The 20,589-nt window shown below is 56.5% G+C and carries 20 protein-coding genes; 16 read left to right on the top strand and 4 right to left on the bottom strand.

All coding sequences use genetic code 11. The annotated features are described in order from the left end of the window. Positions 1–538 precede the first annotated feature (538 nt). A complete protein-coding gene (locus RBH33_RS08230) occupies positions 539–2,146 on the top strand; it encodes a hypothetical protein (RefSeq protein WP_306731678.1) in 1,608 nt (535 codons plus the stop codon). Positions 2,147–2,295: 149 nt separating this feature from the next. Next, positions 2,296–2,778: a hypothetical protein gene (locus tag RBH33_RS08225; protein WP_306731677.1), complete on the top strand. Its 483-nt coding sequence runs from the start codon at positions 2,296–2,298 to the stop codon at positions 2,776–2,778. A 96-nt stretch (positions 2,779–2,874) separates the two neighbouring features. Here RBH33_RS08225 and RBH33_RS08220 read toward each other — a convergent pair whose 3' ends face one another. After that, the gene (locus RBH33_RS08220) at positions 2,875–4,143 is read right to left on the bottom strand and encodes a dicarboxylate/amino acid:cation symporter (protein WP_306731676.1); all 1,269 of its coding nucleotides are present in this window, start codon (positions 4,141–4,143) and stop codon (positions 2,875–2,877) included. 137 nt (positions 4,144–4,280) lie between these two features. Between RBH33_RS08220 and RBH33_RS08215 the strand changes: the two genes are divergently transcribed. The 5 genes from RBH33_RS08215 to mutM all read left to right on the top strand — a co-directional run bounded on the left by RBH33_RS08215 (position 4,281) and on the right by mutM (position 9,147). Next, positions 4,281–4,889, top strand: a complete 609-nt coding sequence (locus RBH33_RS08215; protein ID WP_306731675.1) for a chorismate--pyruvate lyase family protein — start codon at positions 4,281–4,283, stop codon at positions 4,887–4,889. Next, positions 4,886–5,806 carry a 4-hydroxybenzoate octaprenyltransferase gene (gene ubiA, locus RBH33_RS08210; RefSeq protein ID WP_306731674.1) on the top strand — a complete coding sequence of 307 codons (921 nt, stop codon included), beginning with the start codon at positions 4,886–4,888 and terminating at the stop codon, positions 5,804–5,806. The genes RBH33_RS08215 and ubiA overlap by 4 nt, the downstream gene beginning before the upstream one ends. 261 nt (positions 5,807–6,067) lie before the next feature. After that, positions 6,068–6,763 carry a phosphate regulon transcriptional regulator PhoB gene (phoB, locus tag RBH33_RS08205; RefSeq protein WP_306731673.1) on the top strand — a complete coding sequence of 232 codons (696 nt, stop codon included), beginning with the start codon at positions 6,068–6,070 and terminating at the stop codon, positions 6,761–6,763. A 236-nt stretch (positions 6,764–6,999) separates the two neighbouring features. Further along, positions 7,000–8,325, top strand: a complete 1,326-nt coding sequence (gene phoR, locus RBH33_RS08200; RefSeq protein WP_306731672.1) for a phosphate regulon sensor histidine kinase PhoR — start codon at positions 7,000–7,002, stop codon at positions 8,323–8,325. 9 nt (positions 8,326–8,334) lie between these two features. Then, positions 8,335–9,147: a bifunctional DNA-formamidopyrimidine glycosylase/DNA-(apurinic or apyrimidinic site) lyase gene (gene mutM, locus RBH33_RS08195; protein WP_306731671.1), complete on the top strand. Its 813-nt coding sequence runs from the start codon at positions 8,335–8,337 to the stop codon at positions 9,145–9,147. On the opposite strand, the gene coaD is transcribed toward mutM, so the two are convergent. Further along, on the bottom strand, positions 9,138–9,620 hold the full coding sequence (coaD, locus tag RBH33_RS08190; RefSeq protein WP_306731670.1) for a pantetheine-phosphate adenylyltransferase: 483 nt from the start codon (positions 9,618–9,620) through the stop codon (positions 9,138–9,140). The two genes, mutM and coaD, sit on opposite strands and share 10 nt — an antisense overlap. A gap of 88 nt (positions 9,621–9,708) precedes the next feature. Further along, complete coding sequence (gene rsmD, locus RBH33_RS08185; protein WP_306731669.1) at positions 9,709–10,290, bottom strand: 16S rRNA (guanine(966)-N(2))-methyltransferase RsmD; 582 nt, start codon at positions 10,288–10,290, stop codon at positions 9,709–9,711. Between the two features lie 75 nt (positions 10,291–10,365). Here rsmD and ftsY point away from each other — a divergent pair, with 75 nt between their 5' ends. The 3 genes from ftsY to ftsX are packed head-to-tail and all read left to right on the top strand — an operon-like array spanning position 10,366 to position 13,170. Beyond that, on the top strand, positions 10,366–11,463 hold the full coding sequence (ftsY, locus tag RBH33_RS08180; RefSeq protein WP_373568245.1) for a signal recognition particle-docking protein FtsY: 1,098 nt from the start codon (positions 10,366–10,368) through the stop codon (positions 11,461–11,463). A 28-nt stretch (positions 11,464–11,491) separates the two neighbouring features. After that, complete coding sequence (gene ftsE, locus RBH33_RS08175; RefSeq protein ID WP_306731668.1) at positions 11,492–12,157, top strand: cell division ATP-binding protein FtsE; 666 nt, start codon at positions 11,492–11,494, stop codon at positions 12,155–12,157. After that, positions 12,154–13,170, top strand: coding sequence for a permease-like cell division protein FtsX (ftsX, locus tag RBH33_RS08170; protein ID WP_306731667.1), 1,017 nt, complete (start codon positions 12,154–12,156; stop codon positions 13,168–13,170). Before ftsE ends, ftsX begins: the two co-directional genes overlap by 4 nt. A 27-nt stretch (positions 13,171–13,197) precedes the next feature. On the opposite strand, the gene RBH33_RS08165 is transcribed toward ftsX, so the two are convergent. Beyond that, positions 13,198–13,458: a helix-turn-helix domain-containing protein gene (locus RBH33_RS08165; protein WP_306731666.1), complete on the bottom strand. Its 261-nt coding sequence runs from the start codon at positions 13,456–13,458 to the stop codon at positions 13,198–13,200. 138 nt (positions 13,459–13,596) lie between these two features. Here RBH33_RS08165 and rpoH point away from each other — a divergent pair, with 138 nt between their 5' ends. The 6 genes from rpoH to gspE all read left to right on the top strand — a co-directional run bounded on the left by rpoH (position 13,597) and on the right by gspE (position 20,586). Then, a complete protein-coding gene (gene rpoH / locus RBH33_RS08160; RefSeq protein WP_306731665.1) occupies positions 13,597–14,454 on the top strand; it encodes an RNA polymerase sigma factor RpoH in 858 nt (285 codons plus the stop codon). Positions 14,455–14,571: 117 nt separating this feature from the next. Then, positions 14,572–14,964 (top strand): DUF423 domain-containing protein, encoded by a 393-nt coding sequence (locus RBH33_RS08155; protein WP_306731664.1) that lies wholly within the window; start codon positions 14,572–14,574, stop codon positions 14,962–14,964. A gap of 47 nt (positions 14,965–15,011) precedes the next feature. Continuing rightward, positions 15,012–15,707 carry a tRNA (guanosine(46)-N7)-methyltransferase TrmB gene (gene trmB, locus RBH33_RS08150; RefSeq protein WP_306731755.1) on the top strand — a complete coding sequence of 232 codons (696 nt, stop codon included), beginning with the start codon at positions 15,012–15,014 and terminating at the stop codon, positions 15,705–15,707. A 299-nt stretch (positions 15,708–16,006) separates the two neighbouring features. Further along, on the top strand, positions 16,007–17,050 hold the full coding sequence (gspC, locus tag RBH33_RS08145) for a type II secretion system protein GspC (RefSeq protein WP_306731663.1): 1,044 nt from the start codon (positions 16,007–16,009) through the stop codon (positions 17,048–17,050). 14 nt (positions 17,051–17,064) lie between these two features. Further along, a complete protein-coding gene (gene gspD / locus RBH33_RS08140; protein WP_306731662.1) occupies positions 17,065–19,017 on the top strand; it encodes a type II secretion system secretin GspD in 1,953 nt (650 codons plus the stop codon). Continuing rightward, positions 19,018–20,586 (top strand): type II secretion system ATPase GspE, encoded by a 1,569-nt coding sequence (gspE, locus tag RBH33_RS08135; RefSeq protein WP_373568244.1) that lies wholly within the window; start codon positions 19,018–19,020, stop codon positions 20,584–20,586. The last annotated feature ends 3 nt before the right edge of the window (positions 20,587–20,589 follow it).

Genomic DNA, 20,589 nt, shown 5'->3' with positions numbered 1-20,589 from the left:
GAGCAAGGGAGATAGAAGAAAGGGAGGTGGAAATGGGCTGGGACAGTGACTTTATACCCAATATTGATGATGCCGTATGGCCGCCTCCTATCGTACCGTTACCCTCGAAAAACAGCGGCTATAGACGCCTTGCAACTTCCAAACTGATGTCGGGATGGCTTCGGTTGCCAACCCTGGTGTCGGCTTTTCGGCTTGTTTCCATTGACTGATAGTGCTCCGTAGGGTTGGGAGTGCGCCTTAAGAGGCTAAAGAAATGAAAATTTCAGCGGGATTACAGTACGGTTTAATTTTATTGTTTGCATTAGGTTTGCACGGCTGCGGTGGCTCATCATCATCGCCCCCTCCTTCGACGACTAACCCCCCACCTGTGACTACGGATCCTCCACCTGTAACGACCGATCCCCCGCCAGTGGTTACGGACCCTCCTCCCGTTGTCACTGACCCCCCGGAAGTACCTGAGACGTCCGTTGCGGGTACTGCAGCAGCAGGTGCACCAATTTCTGGCTTTGTTGCAGCGAAGGACAGCGAAGGCAACTCTGTGTCCGGCAATATTGCCGAAGACGGCCAGTTCCAGCTTGACCTGTCGGACCTGACCCCACCTTACTTACTGTATGCTTCAGGGGTCTCCGGCGGCCAGGCTTATCAGCTGTTGTCGGTTGCCTTTACAGACAATCTCGGCGGTACCGTGAACATTACCCCGCTCACCGATCTCGTGGTGGCTAATGTGATGGGAGAAAGCCCGAAGAACTTTTTCAACGCCCCGGACTTCAGTTTACTCACCGAATCGGCCGTGCAGGAGGAATCGAGCAGACTCGCTGCCCGCTTGCAGCCTGTTTTGGAAGCCTTCGAGCTGAGCGGAGATTTCAATTTACTGACCTCACCATTCAGTGCAAACCGCTCCGGCTTCGATGCGGTGTTGGATGTACTGGACATCAGCATCAATCAGGATACAGGCGTAGCCACCATTCGCAATAGAGTGAGTGGCGATAGCATAACCAATGACTTTGCCAATACAGAGAGCGGCACCGAATCGCTGGCAGCGGGGGGTTCGCTGGCTACCCATTTTGAGTTGATTCTGGGTGCCGGTTCAGTCTTGGAACGGTTGGTGGAATTGGCGAGCATCCCCGTCGCGGAACGTGACAGCGGTTTTGCCGATGAGGTCGCCGCACTTCTTGCCGATGATTTGCTCATTAATGGCATAGACAAAGCATCACTGGTCGACCTCTGGGGTGACGAAGAGGAAGCGCAATATCTGGCCGACGAAATACGTAATGATTTCCTCAACTGGGGAGTTTTTAGCGTTACGCCTGGGTCGCCGAACGAGGTCAAGTTGTGGGTGGCGACGGAAAATAATGGCCCTATGTTGTTCCGCGATGATGGCAGCAACGCCAATTGGCAGATGGTTGGCGATGGTAACCCCTGGTGGGCATCCCTTGGTCCAAGATACCAGTTTGCGAACGCTGATCTTCTGAACGGGATCATCCAGCCCAGCGTGTTCCTGGGTACGGGAGTGGAGCGCCGTACCTTTACCGGCTACGACGCGTGCAGTACAGACCAGGTATTCGTTTTTACCGGCCCGGGTTTGCATGGTGCACATAGCTTGCAGCTTCCATCGCCGGGGCGAACGGTTGGCCAGACGGATAACTGTGAAGACGACTTTGGCCTCGGTTTTGTACTGCATGAGGAGAACCTGCAAACGCTTTTCGCCATGCAAAGCGGGCAAGAGTTTTCAGTCACTCGCTACACGGTGACCAGCGAAGACCCAGAAGTCCGTCGAGCGGAGGAGACGGTACCCATCTTTGTTCGGCAAGGTGCTCCAGTCACGGTGGAGGGGGTCCCGACCATTACCGAGGCTACCCTCGATGGTAACGCTTTCGCCATGAGTTGGACCTTACCTCAGGGTTATAGCGTTAATGGTTACGATATCTGGCGCCATTACCAGGGTGGCGAGGGCGCTCAAGGTCTGGTTGATTTCGAGCGTGTGTTGGGGGATCCTCGAGTCGTCGCCAATGCAACATCGGCAACCAATACCTTGCCGGCGCCAAATCCCGATTTCGTTCTCCAGCGTGAAGAAATCGTACTTTTCGTCAGAGACGTCAAAGGCGTCAGCTTGCAGATCATCAAACAATCCGAGTTTGAATACTAGGGGTGCATCTAGAGGCTTGTTACGATTTACCGCTGCTCATTCGGGCAGCGGTTTTTTCATTCTAGGTCAGAGAAAATTCTACTATCTCCGTCAGGCAGAATTAGTATATAAAAGGCACCCATACTGACCCAGACAGGGGCTTTTGACGCATGCTTGATGTTACCTCCCCTTTCGCCTGGTTGTGGGCAGCCTCGCTACTCGTTATGTCAGTAGTTGTTTTTAAACGCAACGTTCTTTACTTTTATCTGATAGTGACTCCGCCGCTGATTGCTCTCAAGCTAGGGTTACCTTTGCTGATAGTTGCCGCCGGAGTTACAGCGGTGTTGGTTGGAATAATGTATAGCGTGTTGTGTGGAGAGCTTAGGGGAAGCGTATCAACCGAACATGAAAATGACCCGCGATCCTTGGCCTATGGATTCCAGCTTCGGCTCCCGCTGATACCTTCAATAGCGCTGGTGTTGGTAGGGAATGTCGGTCTTGCGTGGTTGGTTTTGCAGTTCTTCGATCCAAACTTGTGGTTCCAAGAAAAAGGGATATCCGCAAGGTCTTACCTGGTCGTTTACATGGTTGCCGGATTTGTCAGCGCGCTAGGCATGTTCATGCCTCTTGTACGCATTGACGCTAAAAAGTGAAGGCACTAGTAGCACCTCAGCGTGGGAGGTCGCCGAGGACTGTGCTGGTTTAGTACCTAACGGTTTATGTCAGTCGGTTCGGGTTTAACCGGTCGCTCACCGCTCGCCTTTTCCAGAACTGATGAATTTCTCCCGATCCAAAAGCGTTTCACTATCGGCCACCACCGTCGACACCATCGCATCACCCGTGATGTTCACGGCCGTGCGCACCATGTCCAGCAGTCGGTCGACGCCGATGATTAAGGCTACGCCTTCCACGGGTAGCCCCGCTTGCTGCAGAACCATGGCCAGAGTGATCATGCCTACGCCTGGCACGCCGGCGGTGCCGATGGAGGCGAGCGTAGCGGTAAGCACTACCAAAAGATAGCCTGCCAGGCCAATGTCGATGCCATACACTTGAGCGATAAATACCGTGGCGACACCCTGCATGATGGCGGTGCCGTCCATATTGATGGTGGCTCCCAAGGGCACGCTGAATGATGCCACGCGGTTGTCCACGCCCAAGTCTTTTTCTACCGTGCGCAAGGTTACTGGCAAAGTCGCGTTGCTGGAGGCGGTGCTGAAACCGAACACAATCACCGGTTGCATCTTACGCAGAAACGTTAGTGGGTTCAGGCCGGTAAAAAATTTCAGCAATAAACTGTAGACGCCCAAACCGTGCAGCAGCAGTGCCAGTAACACCACCGCAAAATAAAAACCGAGGTCGGCTATGGTTCCCCAGCCCAGTTCAGAAAACAGTTTGGCCAACAAACAAAAGACCCCATAAGGAGCCAGTTGCATGAGGATCATCACCAGCTTGAGAATGACGGTGTTCAAATTGTTGAAAAATTCCAGCATGTAGCGGCTGGGCGCACCGCTGGTGCGAGCAATGGCGATACCCAGCAGTAGCGCGAACACGATCACCTGCAGCATATTGCCTTCGGCCATGGCGTTGATGGGGTTGCTGGGCATGATGTTGATCAGGGTATCTTTGATGGAAGGCGCTTCCACGCCGGAAAACTCCGCCGCTTCCGGCGTGGCCAAGTCGACGCCTTTACCCGGCCCGAGCAGGGTGGCGAGACTCAACGCCATAGTGATGGCCAAAGCGGTAGTCAGCAGATACAGGCCGACGGTCTTCATGGCCATATAGCCCAGGCGGCTGTCCCCACCCAGGGTGGCGCTGCCGCACACCAGGGACACAAACACCAGGGGCACCACCAGAAGGGTCAAAGAGGCGATAAATATCTGACCCACGGCATCGAACAGGCCATCCACCACCCAGCGGTAGAATGCGTGGGTTTCATCCAGCGCCGGGATCATGTGGATCACCGCCCCTACGACGATACCCAGAACCATGGCCAGAATAATGCGTTTTGTCAGACTCATAAGCTTCTCTATTGTTATTGGTGGGCGCGCTGTTACCGGCTAGTCATTAAATCAAGCCCGCTGGGCGCGGTAAAGTGCGGCCCCCGCAGAACCTGTTAGAATGCCGGTTTTTCGCCCACGCCGTTGAGGGAAGTTTTTTGTCGGCACTTATGCCCCAGGCTCCAGCCCAGCTCCCGCGCCAAGCCCAGCGTCGCAGCGGGTGGTCCGCTCCGCGCTGGTTTCCAGAGGCGTGTTGGCAGAGCCAGCTGGTGGCGCCGCCACGCACGCTGAGGCCCTGGCTGCTGGATCAAGGGTCCCTGACCGCCAAGTTGGTGGCCCACAGTGACGGCGACTTTCGGGTGCGGGTGTTACGCCAGGCGGTGGCTCGCCCACTGCTGTCCGAGCAGCGCTTGCTGGGTATACCGGCCGGTCGTCAGGCACTGGTACGGGAGGTGTTATTACTGGGACGCGGCCAACCCTGGGTGTTCGCCCGCAGTTTGGTGCCTTTGACCAGCCTGGCGGGCCGCTTGAGGTGCCTGCGCTACCTGCGCGATCGCCCGCTGGGGGCATTTTTGTTTGCGCAGCCGGACTTGCAGCGCGGGGGGTTGGAGATCAGCCGTATTCAGCCATCCCAGGGCTATGTGCCAGCGGAGTTGAGCGCCGGTGAGCCACTGTGGGGGCGCCGTTCCGTGTTCCGATTGGACAATAAACCCCTGTTGGTGAGTGAAGTCTTTTTGCCACATTTCACACGCACGTTATCCTTATGAAACAGCCGTCTAAACGTCGAACGACAAAACCGCGCAAAGTCCATCCTCTGTTGGCCTTATGTCAGGAACGTTTCTGGGTATACCTGCGCCTGACCCGCTTGAATCGGCCCATCGGCACTTTTCTGCTGCTTTGGCCCACGCTCTGGGCCTTGTGGTTGGCGGCGGGCGGATTCCCGCACTGGCACTTGCTGATCATCTTTATGCTGGGCGTATTTCTCATGCGCTCTGCCGGCTGCGTCATTAACGATTTTGCCGATCGCAAGATTGACGGCCACGTCAAACGCACCCGCGACCGCCCCATGGCCACTGGCGAGGTGTCTAGTCGCGAAGCCATCATTCTGTTTGTGGTGCTCTGCCTGCTGGCGTTTGGGCTGGTGCTGCTTACCGATGCCTTTACCGTCAAGCTGTCCTTTGTCGCCGTGGGCTTGGCGTTTTGCTACCCGTTTATGAAGCGCTACACCCATTTGCCCCAGGTGGTGTTGGGGGCGGCGTTCGCATGGGCTGTGCCCATGGCCTTCGCCGCTCAGCGGGGCACCCTGGGCGAAGATGTCTGGCTGTTGTACACCGCTGTGGTGCTCTGGACCGTGGTCTACGACACGTTTTACGCCATGGTGGACCGGGACGACGACCTGCGCGTTGGAGTGAAGTCCACAGCGGTTTTATTTGGCGATATGGATCGCGCCATCACCGGCATTCTCCAGTTGATGACGCTCTACGCGCTGATCATGGTCGGCGGGCGGTTTGAATTGGGGACTTTTTACTACCTGGGCCTGACCGTGGCTGCGGGCCTGTTCGTCTACCAGCAGTACCTGATTCGCCACCGGGAACGCGGCCCCTGCTTCCGGGCTTTTCTGAATAATAACTGGGTGGGTTTCGCCATTTTCGTGGGGCTAGTGCTGGATTTTGCCGTGGGTTGATCCGCTGCGTAGGGCGCCAAATATTTTGTTTGTCACAAATGTGTAACACTGAGCGTGTTTAATGTGCTGGCATAGGCACATCTTTGCAGGCTGTTGAAAAACTATCTGCGTGGCCGATGCGGCGTTAAAAACAGGCTCAAAATGCTCATTTATTCCACATAAACTCCGCTTTTTCGCCTGTTTTTGCCTTGCATCACCTGCCTCGAAAACGTTTTTCAACGGCCTGCAGGGTGCTGGACTCGATCACTGACAGGCGGATTTATGGCAACGCGCACCATTCTTATTGTCGACGATGAGACCGCCATTCGCGATATGCTGCGGGTGGCACTGGAGATGGCGGATTACCAATGCCTGGAGGCGGGTAATGCCCAGGAAGCTCATAGCCTGATCATCGACAAACGACCGGACCTGGTACTGCTGGATTGGATGATGCCGGGCACCAGTGGCCTGGAGCTGGCGCGCCGGCTCAAGCAGGACGAAGTGACCGCTCAGGTGCCCATTATTCTGCTCACCGCCAAGGGTGAGGAGGACAACAAAATTCAGGGCCTTGAAGTGGGTGCTGATGACTATATCACCAAGCCTTTCTCGCCTCGGGAGCTGGTGGCTAGACTCAAAGCCGTTTTGCGCCGTACCGACCCGCTGGCGGGCGCAACGCAAATTTGTGTGCAGGGGTTGTGTCTGGATCCCAGTAGCCACCGAGTGACCATTCACGATCAGGGCATCGACCTGGGACCCACCGAATACCGCCTACTGGAATTCTTTCTTACTCACCAGGAAAGAGCCTATACTCGCAGCCAATTGCTTGATCACGTGTGGGGCGGCAACGTCTATGTGGAAGAGCGCACGGTGGATGTTCACATCCGGCGCTTGCGCAAGGCGCTGTCCATCGATAACCATGAGAACCTGGTACAAACGGTGCGCGGTACCGGGTACCGGTTTTCTGCACAAGGCTATTGATTCACAATGAAGTAGATCGTTATTGGTCCATTTCATTGCTACCAACCTTAATGAGTTAGTAGTCATAGCGACCGGGATTACTCCGGAGCTAGCCAGGAAAGGATACCCTGTGTTTTGAGACCCTCGGAGGCAGGATGCCGACGCGGAGCGTACAAGGATGTATATACAGCGTGTCTCAAAACACAGGGTATCCTTTCCTCTCCTCCACTTCGACTAAAAATAAGGAGACAGCAAGTTTGCTGCGAGGATTCAGCGCTGAACTGCGGCGCTTATTAATGCTGCTAGCCCTGGGGTTGATCGCGGGGCTGTGGTTCGGGCACATGGGGTGGGCTTTGTTCCTGGCCAGCTCCATTTACGTGGTCTATACACTGCGGCAAATCTATTGCTTTAATCGTTGGCTGCTGTCCAACAGCGATCTACCGCCTCCGGAGGCCAATCGTTTCTGGGGCGAGGTTTACGACCGCATCTACCATATGCAGCGGCGCCAGGAAAAAGAAAAAGCCAGTCTGGAAGCCGTCATCAGCCGAGTGCAGGAAACCACCTCAGCACTGCGTGATGGAGTCATCATCCTGGATCGACGCGGCTATTTGGATTGGTGGAATCCCGCCGCTCAACGCCTGCTCGGTTTTCGTCTCAGTGATCAGGGCAAATCGATTATTAACTTTGTCCGTCATCCGCGCTTTGTCAGTTACTTTGACGAAGGTCAATACGGCGAGCCGGTGGAAATTCCCTCGCCGCGTTTCAACAGTAAACAACTGCAGTTCCAGATCACCCGTTTCGGTAATGCTGAACGTTTGGTGGTGGTTAGGGACGTGACCCAATTGCACAAACTCGAACAGATGCGCCAGGATTTTGTGGCCAACGTCAGTCACGAGCTGCGCACGCCGCTAACAGTTTTGACCGGGTATTTGGAAACACTAAGCGATAGCCCAAACTTGGGGCCGCAGTGGCAAAAAGCTCTAACCCAGATGGAACAACAAGCGCGCCGTATGGCGATGTTAGTGAACGATTTGCTGGCGCTGTCCAAACTGGAAACCGCTGAGGCGGGCTACAACCAAAAACCCGTGCCTTTGGAGCCGTTGCTGCGCAGTATTCACACCGAAGCTCAGGCATTGAGTGGCGAATTGGGGCATCACATCACACTGGAGTGTGAAGCCGGTGTTGAGCTGTTGGGCAGTGAAAAAGAACTGCACAGTGCCTTTTCCAATTTGGTGACCAACGCCATCAAGTACACGCCGCCGGGAGGCAAGATTGCCCTGAAAGCGAAACGGCATCGGCAGGAAGTCCACATTTCGGTGCAAGATAACGGCCCCGGCTTCGAGAGCAAACACATTCCCTACCTCACCCAGCGTTTTTATCGGGTGGAGGCAAGTCGCAACAGCAGTACTGGTGGGGCAGGTTTAGGGTTGGCAATCGTTAAACATGTGCTGTTGCGGCACGAAGGCGAACTGCAAATCCGTAGTGAGGTGGGCAAGGGTAGCGAATTTACCTGTGTGTTCAATCAAACGGTGGATCAGAAACTGACTCAGCGGAGTCTGTATAATAACGATTCGTCAGTTTGAGATGTGGCTATGCCTGAGTTACCCGAAGTCGAAACTACCCTGCGCGGTATCGCGCCCCATATCCAGGGGCAAAAAGTGCTCTCCCTGGCTGTGCGTCAGGCCAGCCTGCGCTGGCCGATTCCCGATGACCTGGCGCAGCGGATTACTGGCAAAAAATTGTTAGACCTAAGCCGTCGCGGCAAGTACCTATTGCTGCGGTTCGAGTCCGGCACGGCACTGATTCACTTGGGCATGTCCGGCAGCTTGCGCATTGCGAAGCCCGACGAGCCACCCGCCTTTCACGATCATTTCGACTTGGTATTCAAGGGCCGCGTGCTGCGCTACCGGGACCCGCGCCGTTTTGGCTGCTTGTTGTGGGCGGAAGGGGAAGCCGAAGACCATCCGCTGTTGTGTCACTTGGGGCCGGAGCCATTGAGCGAGGCCTTCGATGCGGAGTATCTGTTTCGCCTCAGCCGCAAGCGCCGCGTGCCCGTTAAACAGTTTTTAATGGACAGCAAAACGGTGGTGGGGGTGGGTAACATCTATGCCAACGAAGCGTTGTTTTCCGCCGGGGTTAAACCCATCCGCAAAACCGGTGCCCTGACCCGAAAGGAGTGCGATCGGTTGGTGCAGGATATCAAGCACGTGCTGCAGCGTTCTATCGATCAGGGCGGCACAACCTTGCGAGATTTTGTGGGCGGTGACGGTCAACCCGGATATTTCAAGCAGCAATTGTTGGTTTACGGGCGCGGCGGCTTGGCGTGCCGCTCCTGCGACCGAAAGCTCAAAGAAATCCGCATGAACAACCGCAGCAGCGTTTACTGTGTAGCTTGTCAGTGTTGAGCAAATTTTGCGGCTAGAGCGGCTTCAACTGATGGGGTGACGAACTTGCTGACGTCCCCTTTTAACGTGGCAATTTCCCGCACGATGGAGGAAGAGATGTAGGACAGATGCTCAGCGGGCGTAAGGAACAGGCTTTCCATGTTCGGCGCCAGGGCTCGATTCATATTGGCGAGCTGGAATTCGTACTCAAAGTCGGATACCGCGCGCAAACCCCGTAGCACGGCTTGGGCATTTTTCTGCCGGACAAAGTCCACCAGCAAACAGTCAAACCCGCACACTTCAACATTATCCAAGTGACTCAGTGCACCTTTCACCAACTCTACTCGTTCGTCCAGGGTGAACAGCGGTTTTTTACGGCTGCTGTCGGCAACCGCCACCACCACCGTATCGAACAGCCGGCAGGCGCGCTCCACCAGGTCGATATGGCCATTGGTAATGGGGTCAAAAGTGCCGGGATAGACCACTTTGCGCATAAAAAATCCTTGGTTTGCCCTGGTTCGCGGGGCGGCGTAAAGCGCGATAGTAAAGAAAATGCCGTCCGCTTGCCAGCTTGCCCCAAAGCTACTCGTCGAGCCAATAGAGTCGGTAACACACCTGCCCGGCGGACTTGTCTCTATGCAGGGTCCAGGATTCCGGCACTTCATAGGGAGTATCCTGGCCGGATTCCACATAAATAGCCGCCCCTGGCGCCAACCAACCACGCGCGTGTAGGGCTTCAATGCTGGCTTGCCAGAAGTTGTGCTCGAACGGCGGGTCGAGAAAAACCACGTCAAAGCCCGGCCCTGGATCAGCGCGACTCAGCCATTGCAGGCTGTCCTCATTGATTAACGTCGCGCCCTCGGCCTGCAGCAGAGCAAGATTGCTGCGCAGCTGTTCGCAGGCCGGGGCGCTCTTTTCCAATAGCACCACTTCACCGGCGCCCCGGGACAGGGCTTCCAGGCCCAGGGCGCCCGAGCCAGCAAACAAATCCAGGCAGCGGGCACCCGGCAGGTGGGGCGCCAGCCAATTAAACAGGGTTTCGCGGATTCGGTCACCGGTGGGGCGCAAGCCCTCAATGGCGGGAAAATTCAGTTTGCGGCCGCGCCACCGGCCGCCGATGATGCGCAGGGGTTTTTCGGCTTGGGGTTGTTTGGCTTTCAACAAGTCTCTCTCTAAAGCGGAAACGAAAGTGGTAGGATAGCGTCTTTCCAGCAGTTCGATAAGTTCAGGCCCTACACTATGTTCTTCAAGCGTAAAAAGAAACCCGAGCAAACTCCAGAACCCACTGGTAATGAGCCCACTGGTGAAGATCAGGCGTCGAGCTCACCCCCGGTAGTTGAAGAGCCCTCAGTAGCCCCGGAAAAACCATCAGTGGCTATGCCGGAAGAGCCCGAGGCCCAACCCGCTGCCGGCAGCTTTTTTACCCGCATCAAAAAAGGCCTGACGCGAACCAGTAGCCATTTTACCGAAGGTATGGGCAACCTGATCCTGGGCAGCAAAGTCATCGATGATGACTTGATTGATGAGATTGAGGCGCAATTGCTGGTGGCCGATGTGGGTATGGAAGCCACTGATCAGATCATCGACGCTTTGACCGAAGGCGTGACCCGCAAACAACTCTCCAGCCCAGAATCCCTATACGCCGCTCTGCGCGACCAAATGGCGGCCATGTTGGAGCCGGTTGAGGCACCCCTGGAAATCGATACCAGCAAGGAGCCTTACGTCATTTTAGTGGTGGGTGTAAATGGTGTAGGCAAGACCACTACCATCGGCAAACTGGCCAAACGACTGCAGAACGACGGCAAAAAAGTCATGCTCGCCGCGGGCGATACCTTCCGGGCCGCCGCAGTGGAACAGCTGCAGGTGTGGGGAGAGCGCAATAACGTACCGGTGATCGCTCAACACACAGGTGCCGATAGCGCCTCGGTTATTTTTGATGCCCTGCAGGCGGCCAAATCCCGCGGTCTGGATGTGGTTATTGCGGACACCGCAGGCCGCTTGCACAACAAAGATCACTTGATGGAAGAACTGAGCAAAGTACGCCGAGTGATGGGCAAACTGGACGCCAGTGCGCCTCACGAAGTACTGTTAGTGCTCGATGCGGGTACCGGGCAAAACGCCGTCAGCCAAGCGCGGCAGTTTATCGATACGGCCGGCGTCACCGGCCTGGTGCTGACCAAACTGGACGGCACCGCCAAGGGCGGTGTGGTATTCGCACTGAGTAAATCGTTCAACCTGCCGGTGCGCTTTATCGGCGTCGGCGAGAGTGTGGACGACCTGCAACCTTTCAAAGCCAAACCCTTTGTAGAAGCGCTGTTCGGAAGTCGCGGCGAGTAATTGGGGTGCGTAACAAGAGGATCCCCACGTGATTCGTTTTGACGGTGTCAGCAAGCGCTACGACGGGCAGGACGCGCTCGCTCGGGTGGATTTAGAGGTCGCCCAGGGGGAGATGGTCTTTCTGACCGGCCATTCCGGGGCGGGCAAAAGCACCCTGATGAAATTGATCATGTTGATGGAGCGTCCCAGCCAGGGCCAGGTCTTTGTGGATGGACGCAACCTCAACCGCCTTTCCCGCAGCCAGATCCCCTACTACCGCCGCAAAGTCGGTGTGGTTTTTCAGAACCATCAGCTGCTGTTTGATCGCAGCGTCTTCGACAACGTCGCCCTGCCCCTGCAAATTGCCGGCTATCAACCCGCCGAAACGGGTCGGCGTGTCCGTGCCGCCTTGGATAAAGTGGGTTTGCTGGATAAGGAGCGCCAGAACCCCGTGGTGCTTTCCGGTGGTGAGCAACAACGGGTGGGTATTGCCCGAGCGGTGGTGAACAAGCCGCCGCTGCTGTTGGCGGATGAACCGACGGGTAACCTGGATCCCGAGCTGTCCGCCGATATCATGAAGCTGTTTCGCCAGTTTAACGAAGTGGGCGTAACCATCATGATCGCCAGCCACGACATTAGCCTGCTGAAGCGTATGGGCAAGCGAGTGCTGGGGTTGTCCAAAGGGCAAGTCGTGCATGATGGGGTGCTGACATGAACCCCCGCCGTCCTTCTGAGCGAGCCAGCAGCCCAGCACGTAAAGGCGGGCGTGTGCCGCAAGGCGCCAGTCAAAGCAGGGCAAAAGTTTCCGACCGCCTGGACTCCTGGGTGGGCCACCACAGCACCACGGCGGCGGAGAGCTTGGCGAGACTACTGCGCACGCCTCTGCAAAGCTTGCTCACCTGGCTGGTGGTGGCGGTAGCAGTGGCCTTGCCGGCGGCCCTATATGTGGCGCTCAGCAATGTGCAGAACCTGGGCTACAGCTGGCAGGAGTCCAGCCAGTTGTCGGTATTTGTTCAGCGCGACGCCCGCCCCGATGCCATTTCCGCGCTGCAAACGCGCATCCTGGAACGACCGGATGTGCTCAGCGTGGAGCACATCCCACCCGATGCCGCCCTGGAGGAATTCAAACGCTATTCTGGCCTGGGCCGTGTGGTGGAAGGGCTGGAGCGCAACCCGCTGCCGGATGTTCTGCTGGTTTTTCCCGCTGAAGCGGGCATTACACCAGAGGGATTGGAGGCCTTGCAGCAGGAGTTGGAAAGCGAAGCGTTGATCGCCGAAGCGCGTGTGGATATGGCCTGGGTCACGCGCCTGCAACAGCTCATGCGCCTGGGGCAGAGGCTGGTGTTGGCTTTGGCCGGCTTGTTGGCACTGGGCGTGTTGTTGGCCATTGGCAACACCATCCGCCTGGCCATTGAAAACCGCCGTGATGAGATTCTAGTGGTGAAGCTTGTGGGCGGCACCGATGCGTTTGTGCGTCGGCCTTTTCTGTACACCGGCCTCTGGTATGGTATGGGGGGCGGTTTGCTGGCTCTACTGTTGGTGGGCCTCGGCCTCTGGTGGTTGTCGGGGCCTGTAGCCCATTTGGCGGATCTCTATCAGAGCCAGTTTCGCCTGCAAGGCTTGGGTTGGACGCACAGCGTGCAATTGGTGCTGTTATCCGGCCTGCTGGGGTTGCTGGGCTCCTGGCTGGCCGTGGCGCGCCACTTGTCGGCGATCGAGCCTCGGTAGTATCACCTCGACAAAAGTAAGTGCTTGCTAATCTTTGTGGGTTTTGCCCAGAACCTCCAGGCGAATCTGCGCCGAGTCATCCAATTCGTTGAGGGAAAGGCCTAGCAAGTGAATGTATGCCAGGTAGCGGCCCATTCCCACCGCCGGGTCGCCCTTTTCCATGCGCTGCACCGTTTGCACACTGCACTGCAGGCGCTGGTGGACCAGAGTTAAAGTCCACTGGCGTCGCTTGCGAGCACCTTTCAGGTCCAGGCCCAGGTTCCACAGGTAAGTGTCTATCTCGCGCATAATGAAATATCAGCTATAATGTTGGACATGTGATGATATATCACTAATTATGGGGGTGTATGAGGAAACTTTCCAGGGCTTGGCAGTCTAACGTCCCAGTGCTACACTCCCTCGCTAACCTATAAAGGAGGTATTGCGATGAGTACAGGCCTTCAGCCTGCATGGGTATTATCGCCAGGGGCAAATCTCAACGGTTACGTTCAAGCCGTGAGCAACTTCCCGATCCTGTCAGCGGAAGAAGAGCAACGGCTGGCAGATGACCTCTATTACAACGGCAACCTCGATTCCGCGCGCGAGCTGGTGTTAGCGCACCTGCGCTTTGTGGTGCACATTGCGCGCTCCTACAACGGCTACGGCCTGCCCCTGGGAGATCTAATCCAGGAAGGTAATGTCGGCCTGATGAAAGCCGTCAAGCGCTTTAACCCCGAGAAGGGTGTGCGCCTGGTGTCTTTTGCGGTGCATTGGATCAAGGCCGAGATTCACGAATTCATTCTGCGCAACTGGCGCATTGTCAAAATCGCCACCACCAAGGCGCAGCGCAAATTGTTTTTTAACCTGCGCGGGGCTAAAAAGCGTTTAGCCTGGTTGACCAATGACGAAGCAAAAGCGGTGGCCGAAGACCTGGGTGTGGAAGTAAAGCACGTCCGGGAAATGGAAGGCCGTTTAGCCTCCTACGACGCTGGCTTCGATGCAGGTGAGGAAGATGACGACGATAGCCCTTACGTGGCGCCCTCTCATTATTTAGAGGACAAGCGCTACGACCCGGCCATGCAACTGGAAGATGCCGATTGGGAAGAGAGCAGCGTCAATAACCTGACCCAGGCTCTGGAAACGCTGGACGACCGCAGTCGCACCATACTGCAGCGTCGCTGGTTGGGAGAGGACAAAGCCACGTTGCACGACTTGGCGGCGGAGTATGGCGTTTCGGCGGAGCGCATCCGGCAGCTGGAAAAGAATGCCATGAAAAAAGTGAAAACCGCGATCCTGGAAGCTTAAGGGAGCGCGACCCGCGAGAAACCGAAAGCCGCGCTTTGCGCGGCTTTTTTGTGTAAGCTTCCGGCCCGCCGTGGAAGCGCCAGTCAGCGAACTGTGGTTCCGAATGGACCGCTGAGGATGACGAAGATTATGCCTGCCGTGTTTTTACTGATTAGCGCCCTGTGTGGGTTGACCTCCGTGGCTCTGGGCGCCTTTGCCGCGCACGGTCTGCGCGATCGGTTGGAGCCTGTGCTGTTGGCGGCTTTTCAAACCGGCGTTCAGTATCAGATGTATCACGCACTGGCCCTGCTGGGGCTGGCGGCGTTGCTGCGGATCATGGGTCCGAGCCCCTGGCTGAGCGCCGCCGGTTGGTTGTTTGTGGCTGGCGTGGTGCTTTTCAGTGGCAGTTTATACGCGCTGGCGCTGGGCGGCCCCCGCTGGCTGGGACCGGTAACGCCGCTGGGCGGCCTGTGCTTTTTGCTCGGCTGGGCGGCGCTGACGGTGTTCGCTTTTAAAAATTTTAATGTCTAACTTAACGCTCCAGGATTATTATGTCCGACAGTGAAATGCCCCTGAGTATTCGGCCCGAGTACAAACCCAAAGCCATCCGCAGTTACGTGATCCGGGCTGGACGCATTACCGCGGGGCAAAAAGCGGCCTTTGAGCGCTGGTGGCCGGCCTACGGATTAAGCTTGTTCGACGGCACTTTGGATAGTGTTGCCACCTTTGGGCGGGAGGCGCCCCTGGTATTGGAAATCGGCTTCGGCATGGGAGATTCCCTTCTGCATATGGCCGAGCATGAGCCAGAAAAGAATTTTGTCGGTATTGAGGTGCATCCACCGGGAGTGGGGCGCTTGATTAATGGTGCAGGAGAAGCACAATTACACAACCTCAAAGTGTATATGGCCGATGCCATGGACGTGCTTGAGGACTGTATTCCAGCCGCGACCATTGACCGGCTGCAGATCTACTTCCCGGATCCCTGGCATAAAAAGAAACACCATAAACGGCGGATCATACAGCCGGAGTTTATTGAGGCGGTAAAAGGGAAATTGGTGCCGGGTGGCGTCGTTCATTTGGCCACGGACTGGGAAGAGTACGCCGAAGCCATGCTGGAAGTGATGACCCAGGCGCCAGGGTTTACCAATATGGCCGCCGAGGGTGGGTTTTCTCCTCGCCCTGACTATCGGCCCATTACCAAGTTCGAGCGGCGGGGTGAGCGCTTGGGGCATCAAGTCTGGGACTTGCTGTTTCAGCGCGATGAACAATTGTAGAGAGCGATGCTACTTCTAGTGCCCGGTTTGCTTGCCGGGTTGTGACGGATTATCCTTTTTTGAGGATTTGTTAACCAGCCAGGGACTTTTTAGAGGCCGTATGTTGTCACATTTGCCGCGTAACTTTTCCTGCTTTTGGGTGTCAGCTCCATGTAGGCGAAATCCGCTCGTTTTGGACCGTTCGGGAATTGGGGTACAATCCAAAGCCCATAACAATACGCCAGCGCGCATGTTCAACAGCGCCCGTTTCAGCAGCTCCGCCGATGCGCGCATGGGGTAATCAATTGTCAGACACAGCTATGCAACAGGACCGAAGCGCTGCGGTGCTCGATACGCGCTCCCAGCGACTGAGCCAGCTGGCCCGTCGAAGCGCCACTTTTTTCAAACAAATTCCCCCCGCTGTCTGGCGTTTGCTGGCGGTGTTTCTTTTGGTGATTTGGCTCGCCCACAGTCTGGCGCGCCTGATCTGGCTTGTGATTCCGGAACCTCAATTGCCGGAAGCCCAAGTTGCGGCCAATGCGTTAGCGTCCGATACGGCAGCTGGCGGCGTACGCCGTGTCGATATAGATGCGCTGAAACAGGTCCAGGTGTTTGGCCGCGTCGATGAGGCAGCCGTCGCTGAGATTGAAGCTCCCAATTTGGGTGCTCCTGGCATTGAAGATGAAGCCGTGGATACTCAGTTGCGACTGCGCTTGCAGGGCATCATCGACAGCAGCGACGAGCGCAGCGGTCGGGCCGTTATCGCCAACGGTTCCAGGCAGGCGCTCTACGCCCCCGGCGACGAACTGCCGGAGGGGCGCAATGTGACCTTAGAGAAAATTCTACCGCAGCGAGTCATCCTGAATAACAACGGTCGCTACGAATCTTTGTGGCTGTATCAGGAAAGTGATTTTGTTAATCGTCAGACGTCGCGCCGGGACGAACCTGTTCGGGATGCCCCCAGCCGCAGCTGGGAGGGCGACGAGACAGAGCTGACTGGAGCCGACGAGCCCATGGATGACGCCATGAACGATCATGCCGTTGGGCCCGAGGAAGCGCCCGAGCCGGAAGCACAGAGCGCGGTCGATCAGGTGAGCCGCTCACTGTCGGATGTGGTATCCATGAGTATCCACCGGGAAGGCGGTCAAATTGTGGGTTATCAGATCCGGCCTGGGCGCGACAGCGCTATGTTTGAATCTTTGGGACTGGAATCAGGTGACATCGTCAAAGCGGTGAATGGTACCGAGTTGACCAGCCCTCAACGAGTGATGGAGCTTTACCGGAATATGGGTAACGCCACATCCGCCAGTTTGCTAATAGAACGGAACGGCCAAGAAGTAACGGTCGATATCGACCTTGAATAAAGCGAGGGTAACGAGTGAAAGCTAGTCTAAAACCTATGGCAAGAGTGATGGTAATTGCTCTGCTGTGCATCAGCACAAGCGCCCTTGCGCAACAAACCTGGACCGTTAATTTTAAGGATACGGATATTCAGGAGGTGATTAAATTCATCGCTGATGCCACCGGGAAAACCATCGTGGTGGATCCGAAGGTCCGCGGCCAGGTGCGGGTGATATCTGACCAGCCGGTCAACGAGGAAGAACTCTACCAATTGTTTCTCTCGGTGATGGATGTGCAGGGCTTCACGGCCGTAGAGAGCGGCAACGTGGTACGGATTGTACCCAACCGGGATGCCCGCTCCCTGCCGGTGCCCACCACCTTTGGTGATCAGGCGCCGGACGACACTTACGTTACCCAAGTCCTGATGCTGGAAAACATCAGTGCCTCCAAAGTCCTGCCCACTCTGCGCCCACTCGTGCCTCAGCACGGCCATCTGTCTGCCTACGATCCCAGTAACGCCATTATTGTTACGGATACCCGTGCCAACATCATGCGCCTGAAAGAAGTGATCGCACAAATCGACCGCTCCTCGGTCAGTGAAACCGAGCTGGTTGAACTGCGTTACGCCCGCGCTGAAGACGTAGCACAAGTAGTGACTCAATTGGAGCGCTCCGGTGACCGCGAGGGCGGCAAAGCGGTGATGGTGGTTCCCGATAACCGCATTAACGGCATTCTGGTGCAGGGCGATCAGTTGCAGCGCCAGCGCATCCGCGAACTGATTCGCCGCCTGGATCGTCCGCAAGCGCGGGACAGCAGCGTGCGCGTGGTCTATTTGGAATACGCAAAAGCGGATCGGGTTGCGCAAGTATTGACGGGCGTGCTGCAAAATTTGTCGCGCCGTGGCAATAACGCCGAAGATGCCAGTGTGCAGGCAGACGAGGACACCAACGCCCTGCTGATCACCACGTCCGATGACGATATTATGCAATCGCTCCTGACGGTGATTGAAGGCTTGGATATCCGTCGCGCTCAGGTGTTGGTCGAGGCCATTATTGTTGAGATCGAAGGCAGTGACGGGCGCGAGCTTGGTGTCCAATGGATGTACCGGGATAACAAGCGCGGTTTTGGTAGCTCCGCCGACGGCAGTGGCCGTATGGGTGCAGTGGGCCGCGGTGCACTCGATGACAGCGACGATGGTCTACTCAGTTTGGCTGGGACTTTGTCTCAAACCAGCGGCCAGATGTTTGGTATCGGTCGCTTGGGTGAGCGCACGGACTTCCTGTCGATTCTTAACATGCTGCAGGAAACCAGCTCCACCAATATTTTGTCGACACCGAATTTGCTGACCACCGATAACCACACGGCGTCCATATCCGTGGGCCAGAACGTACCCTTCGCCACCGGTTCCTACGCGTCCACGGGGGGTGCCGCTACGCCGCAGAACCCGTTCCGGACTATTGAACGTCGCGATGTGGGTATCCTTTTGGAAGTCACGCCACACATCAATGAAGGTGACAGCATCGTATTGAATATCAGCCAAGAGGTGTCCAGTCTTTCCAATATCGACAGCGCCGATGGCCCCATTACCAACCAGCGCAAGCTGCAAACCCAAGTGCTGACGGCGGACGGTGAGACGGTGGTGCTGGGCGGCATGATTCAAGATGACGTGCAAACATCACAACAGAAAGTCCCCTTCTTGGGTGACATTCCAATTCTGGGGCACTTGTTCCGGAATCAAACCAATCGGACCAGTAAAACCAACTTGCTGATCTTTATTCGCGCCACCGTGGTGCGCGATGAAAGAACACTCGAAGGCGCAACCGCCGAGAAATACCGGGCGATTCGCGATGAACAAATGCGGCACCGGGGTCGAAGTGGCCTGCTGATTAACCGCAGCACCATTCCTGTTCTGCCTGAATGGGAAGAACAGATGCGCGGCTACGGCGTTGAGCGCACTGATCCCGATGCCATGCCGGAAGACGAGGAGTAATTGGTGGCTGCTGACTCTATGCTGGACACCCAAGAGCAGGAACCCCTGCTCGGCGAAGCAGAGCTGAATGACGACGACGAGGTGCATGCGGCGAGCGTCACTGACGTGGAGCACGTGCGCCTGCCCTTCGCCTTTGCGTCCAGCCACGGCGTCATGCTGGAGCAGGATAGTGGCAAAGTCACCTTGCTGTATCGGCCCGGCCTGAGCCTGGATGTGTTGCTGGAATTGCAGCGCTATTTAGGGGTGGATTTTCAGCTAAAAGAAGTGCCCGCTGAGGAATTCCAGCAGCGTCTGACCAAGGTATATCAAAGTGGCGAAGGCGCCGCACAACGCGCGGCTGAGGATCTGGGCGCGGAATTCGATTTGTCCTCCATGGCTGAAGATTTGGCGGATCGCACGGATCTGTTGGCCGGTGATGACGACGCGCCGATTATTCGTTTGATCAACGCTATTCTTTCCCAGGCCGTGCGCGAGCAGGCTTCGGACATCCATTTGGAACCCTTCGAGGACCGCGTATCGGTGCGCTTTCGCATCGACGGCGTGCTGAGTGAAATTCTCTCCCCGAAAGCAGAGTTGGCTCCGGTACTGGTGTCGCGCCTGAAAGTCATGGCGCGCTTGGACATCGCCGAGAAACGCCTGCCGCAGGATGGCCGGATTACCGTGCGTTTGGCGGGTCACGCCGTGGATATTCGGGTGTCCACCATCCCTTCTGCTCACGGCGAGCGCATTGTATTGCGTCTGTTGGATCAGGCTGCGGGCCAGCTCTCCCTGGATCAGCTGGCTATGCCCCCTCGTGTGCGGGAAAAACTCGCCAGTGCTCTGCTAAAGCCCCACGGCATTATTCTGGTAACCGGCCCAACTGGTTCTGGTAAGACCACCACCCTGTATGCGGGTCTGAGTCATATCAACAGCCGTAGCCGAAATATTCTGACCATCGAAGACCCGGTGGAATACTTGCTGCCCGGCATCGGTCAGACACAGGTCAATACCAAGGTGGACATGACCTTTGCCCGAGGTTTGCGCGCCATACTGCGTCAGGACCCGGACGTGGTCATGGTCGGTGAAATTCGTGATGGCGAAACGGCCGAGATTGCCATTCAGGCCAGTTTGACCGGTCACCTTGTACTGTCGACGCTGCACACCAACACGGCCATCGGCGCGGTCATGCGCTTGAAAGACATGGGTGTGGAACCCTTCCTGCTCGCCTCTAGTCTGGAAGTGGTCATGGCGCAACGTCTGGTGCGGTTGCTGTGTTCACACTGTAAAGAATCCTATCAGCCCAATGAATCCGAGCAGCAGCTACTGAAACTGCCCGCCGACGCTACGATTTATCGTCCCGTGGGTTGCAAGCACTGCAATCAGATGGGCTACCGAGGCCGAAAAGGTATTTACGAGCTGATCGAAATCAACGAGCAGTTGCGCCATTTGATTCACGAGCAGGCGGGTGAACAGGCTTTGCTCGCTGAAGCGCGCAAGCACAGCACTTCCATTCATGACGACGGCCGCCAGTGCGTCCTGGACGGTATTACCAGCATGGAAGAGGTTCTGCGAGTGACGACCTCAAGCTAGTGA

This window comes from Marinimicrobium hydrolyticum, from assembly GCF_030848505.1.
In the GTDB taxonomy this organism is placed as follows: domain Bacteria; phylum Pseudomonadota; class Gammaproteobacteria; order Pseudomonadales; family Cellvibrionaceae; genus JAVDDU01.
Note: the sequence above shows the minus strand (reverse complement) of the source record. Positions and strands in the feature narration are given on the sequence as shown.

Bases quoted from the DNA above. Each gene is read 5' to 3' on its own strand.
- RBH33_RS08225 (WP_306731677.1), top strand. From the start codon at position 2,296: ATGCTTGATGTTACCTCCCCTTTCGCCTGGTTGTGGGCAGCCTCGCTA.
- ftsX (WP_306731667.1), top strand. From the start codon at position 12,154: ATGAACCCCCGCCGTCCTTCTGAGCGAGCCAGCAGCCCAGCACGTAAA.
- ftsY (WP_373568245.1), top strand. From the start codon at position 10,366: ATGTTCTTCAAGCGTAAAAAGAAACCCGAGCAAACTCCAGAACCCACT.
- coaD (WP_306731670.1), bottom strand. From the start codon at position 9,620: ATGCGCAAAGTGGTCTATCCCGGCACTTTTGACCCCATTACCAATGGC.
- ubiA (WP_306731674.1), top strand. From the start codon at position 4,886: ATGAAACAGCCGTCTAAACGTCGAACGACAAAACCGCGCAAAGTCCAT.
- gspC (WP_306731663.1), top strand. From the start codon at position 16,007: ATGCAACAGGACCGAAGCGCTGCGGTGCTCGATACGCGCTCCCAGCGA.
- rpoH (WP_306731665.1), top strand. From the start codon at position 13,597: ATGAGTACAGGCCTTCAGCCTGCATGGGTATTATCGCCAGGGGCAAAT.
- mutM (WP_306731671.1), top strand. From the start codon at position 8,335: ATGCCTGAGTTACCCGAAGTCGAAACTACCCTGCGCGGTATCGCGCCC.
- phoB (WP_306731673.1), top strand. From the start codon at position 6,068: ATGGCAACGCGCACCATTCTTATTGTCGACGATGAGACCGCCATTCGC.
- RBH33_RS08155 (WP_306731664.1), top strand. From the start codon at position 14,572: ATGACGAAGATTATGCCTGCCGTGTTTTTACTGATTAGCGCCCTGTGT.
- RBH33_RS08220 (WP_306731676.1), bottom strand. From the start codon at position 4,143: ATGAGTCTGACAAAACGCATTATTCTGGCCATGGTTCTGGGTATCGTC.
- RBH33_RS08165 (WP_306731666.1), bottom strand. From the start codon at position 13,458: ATGCGCGAGATAGACACTTACCTGTGGAACCTGGGCCTGGACCTGAAA.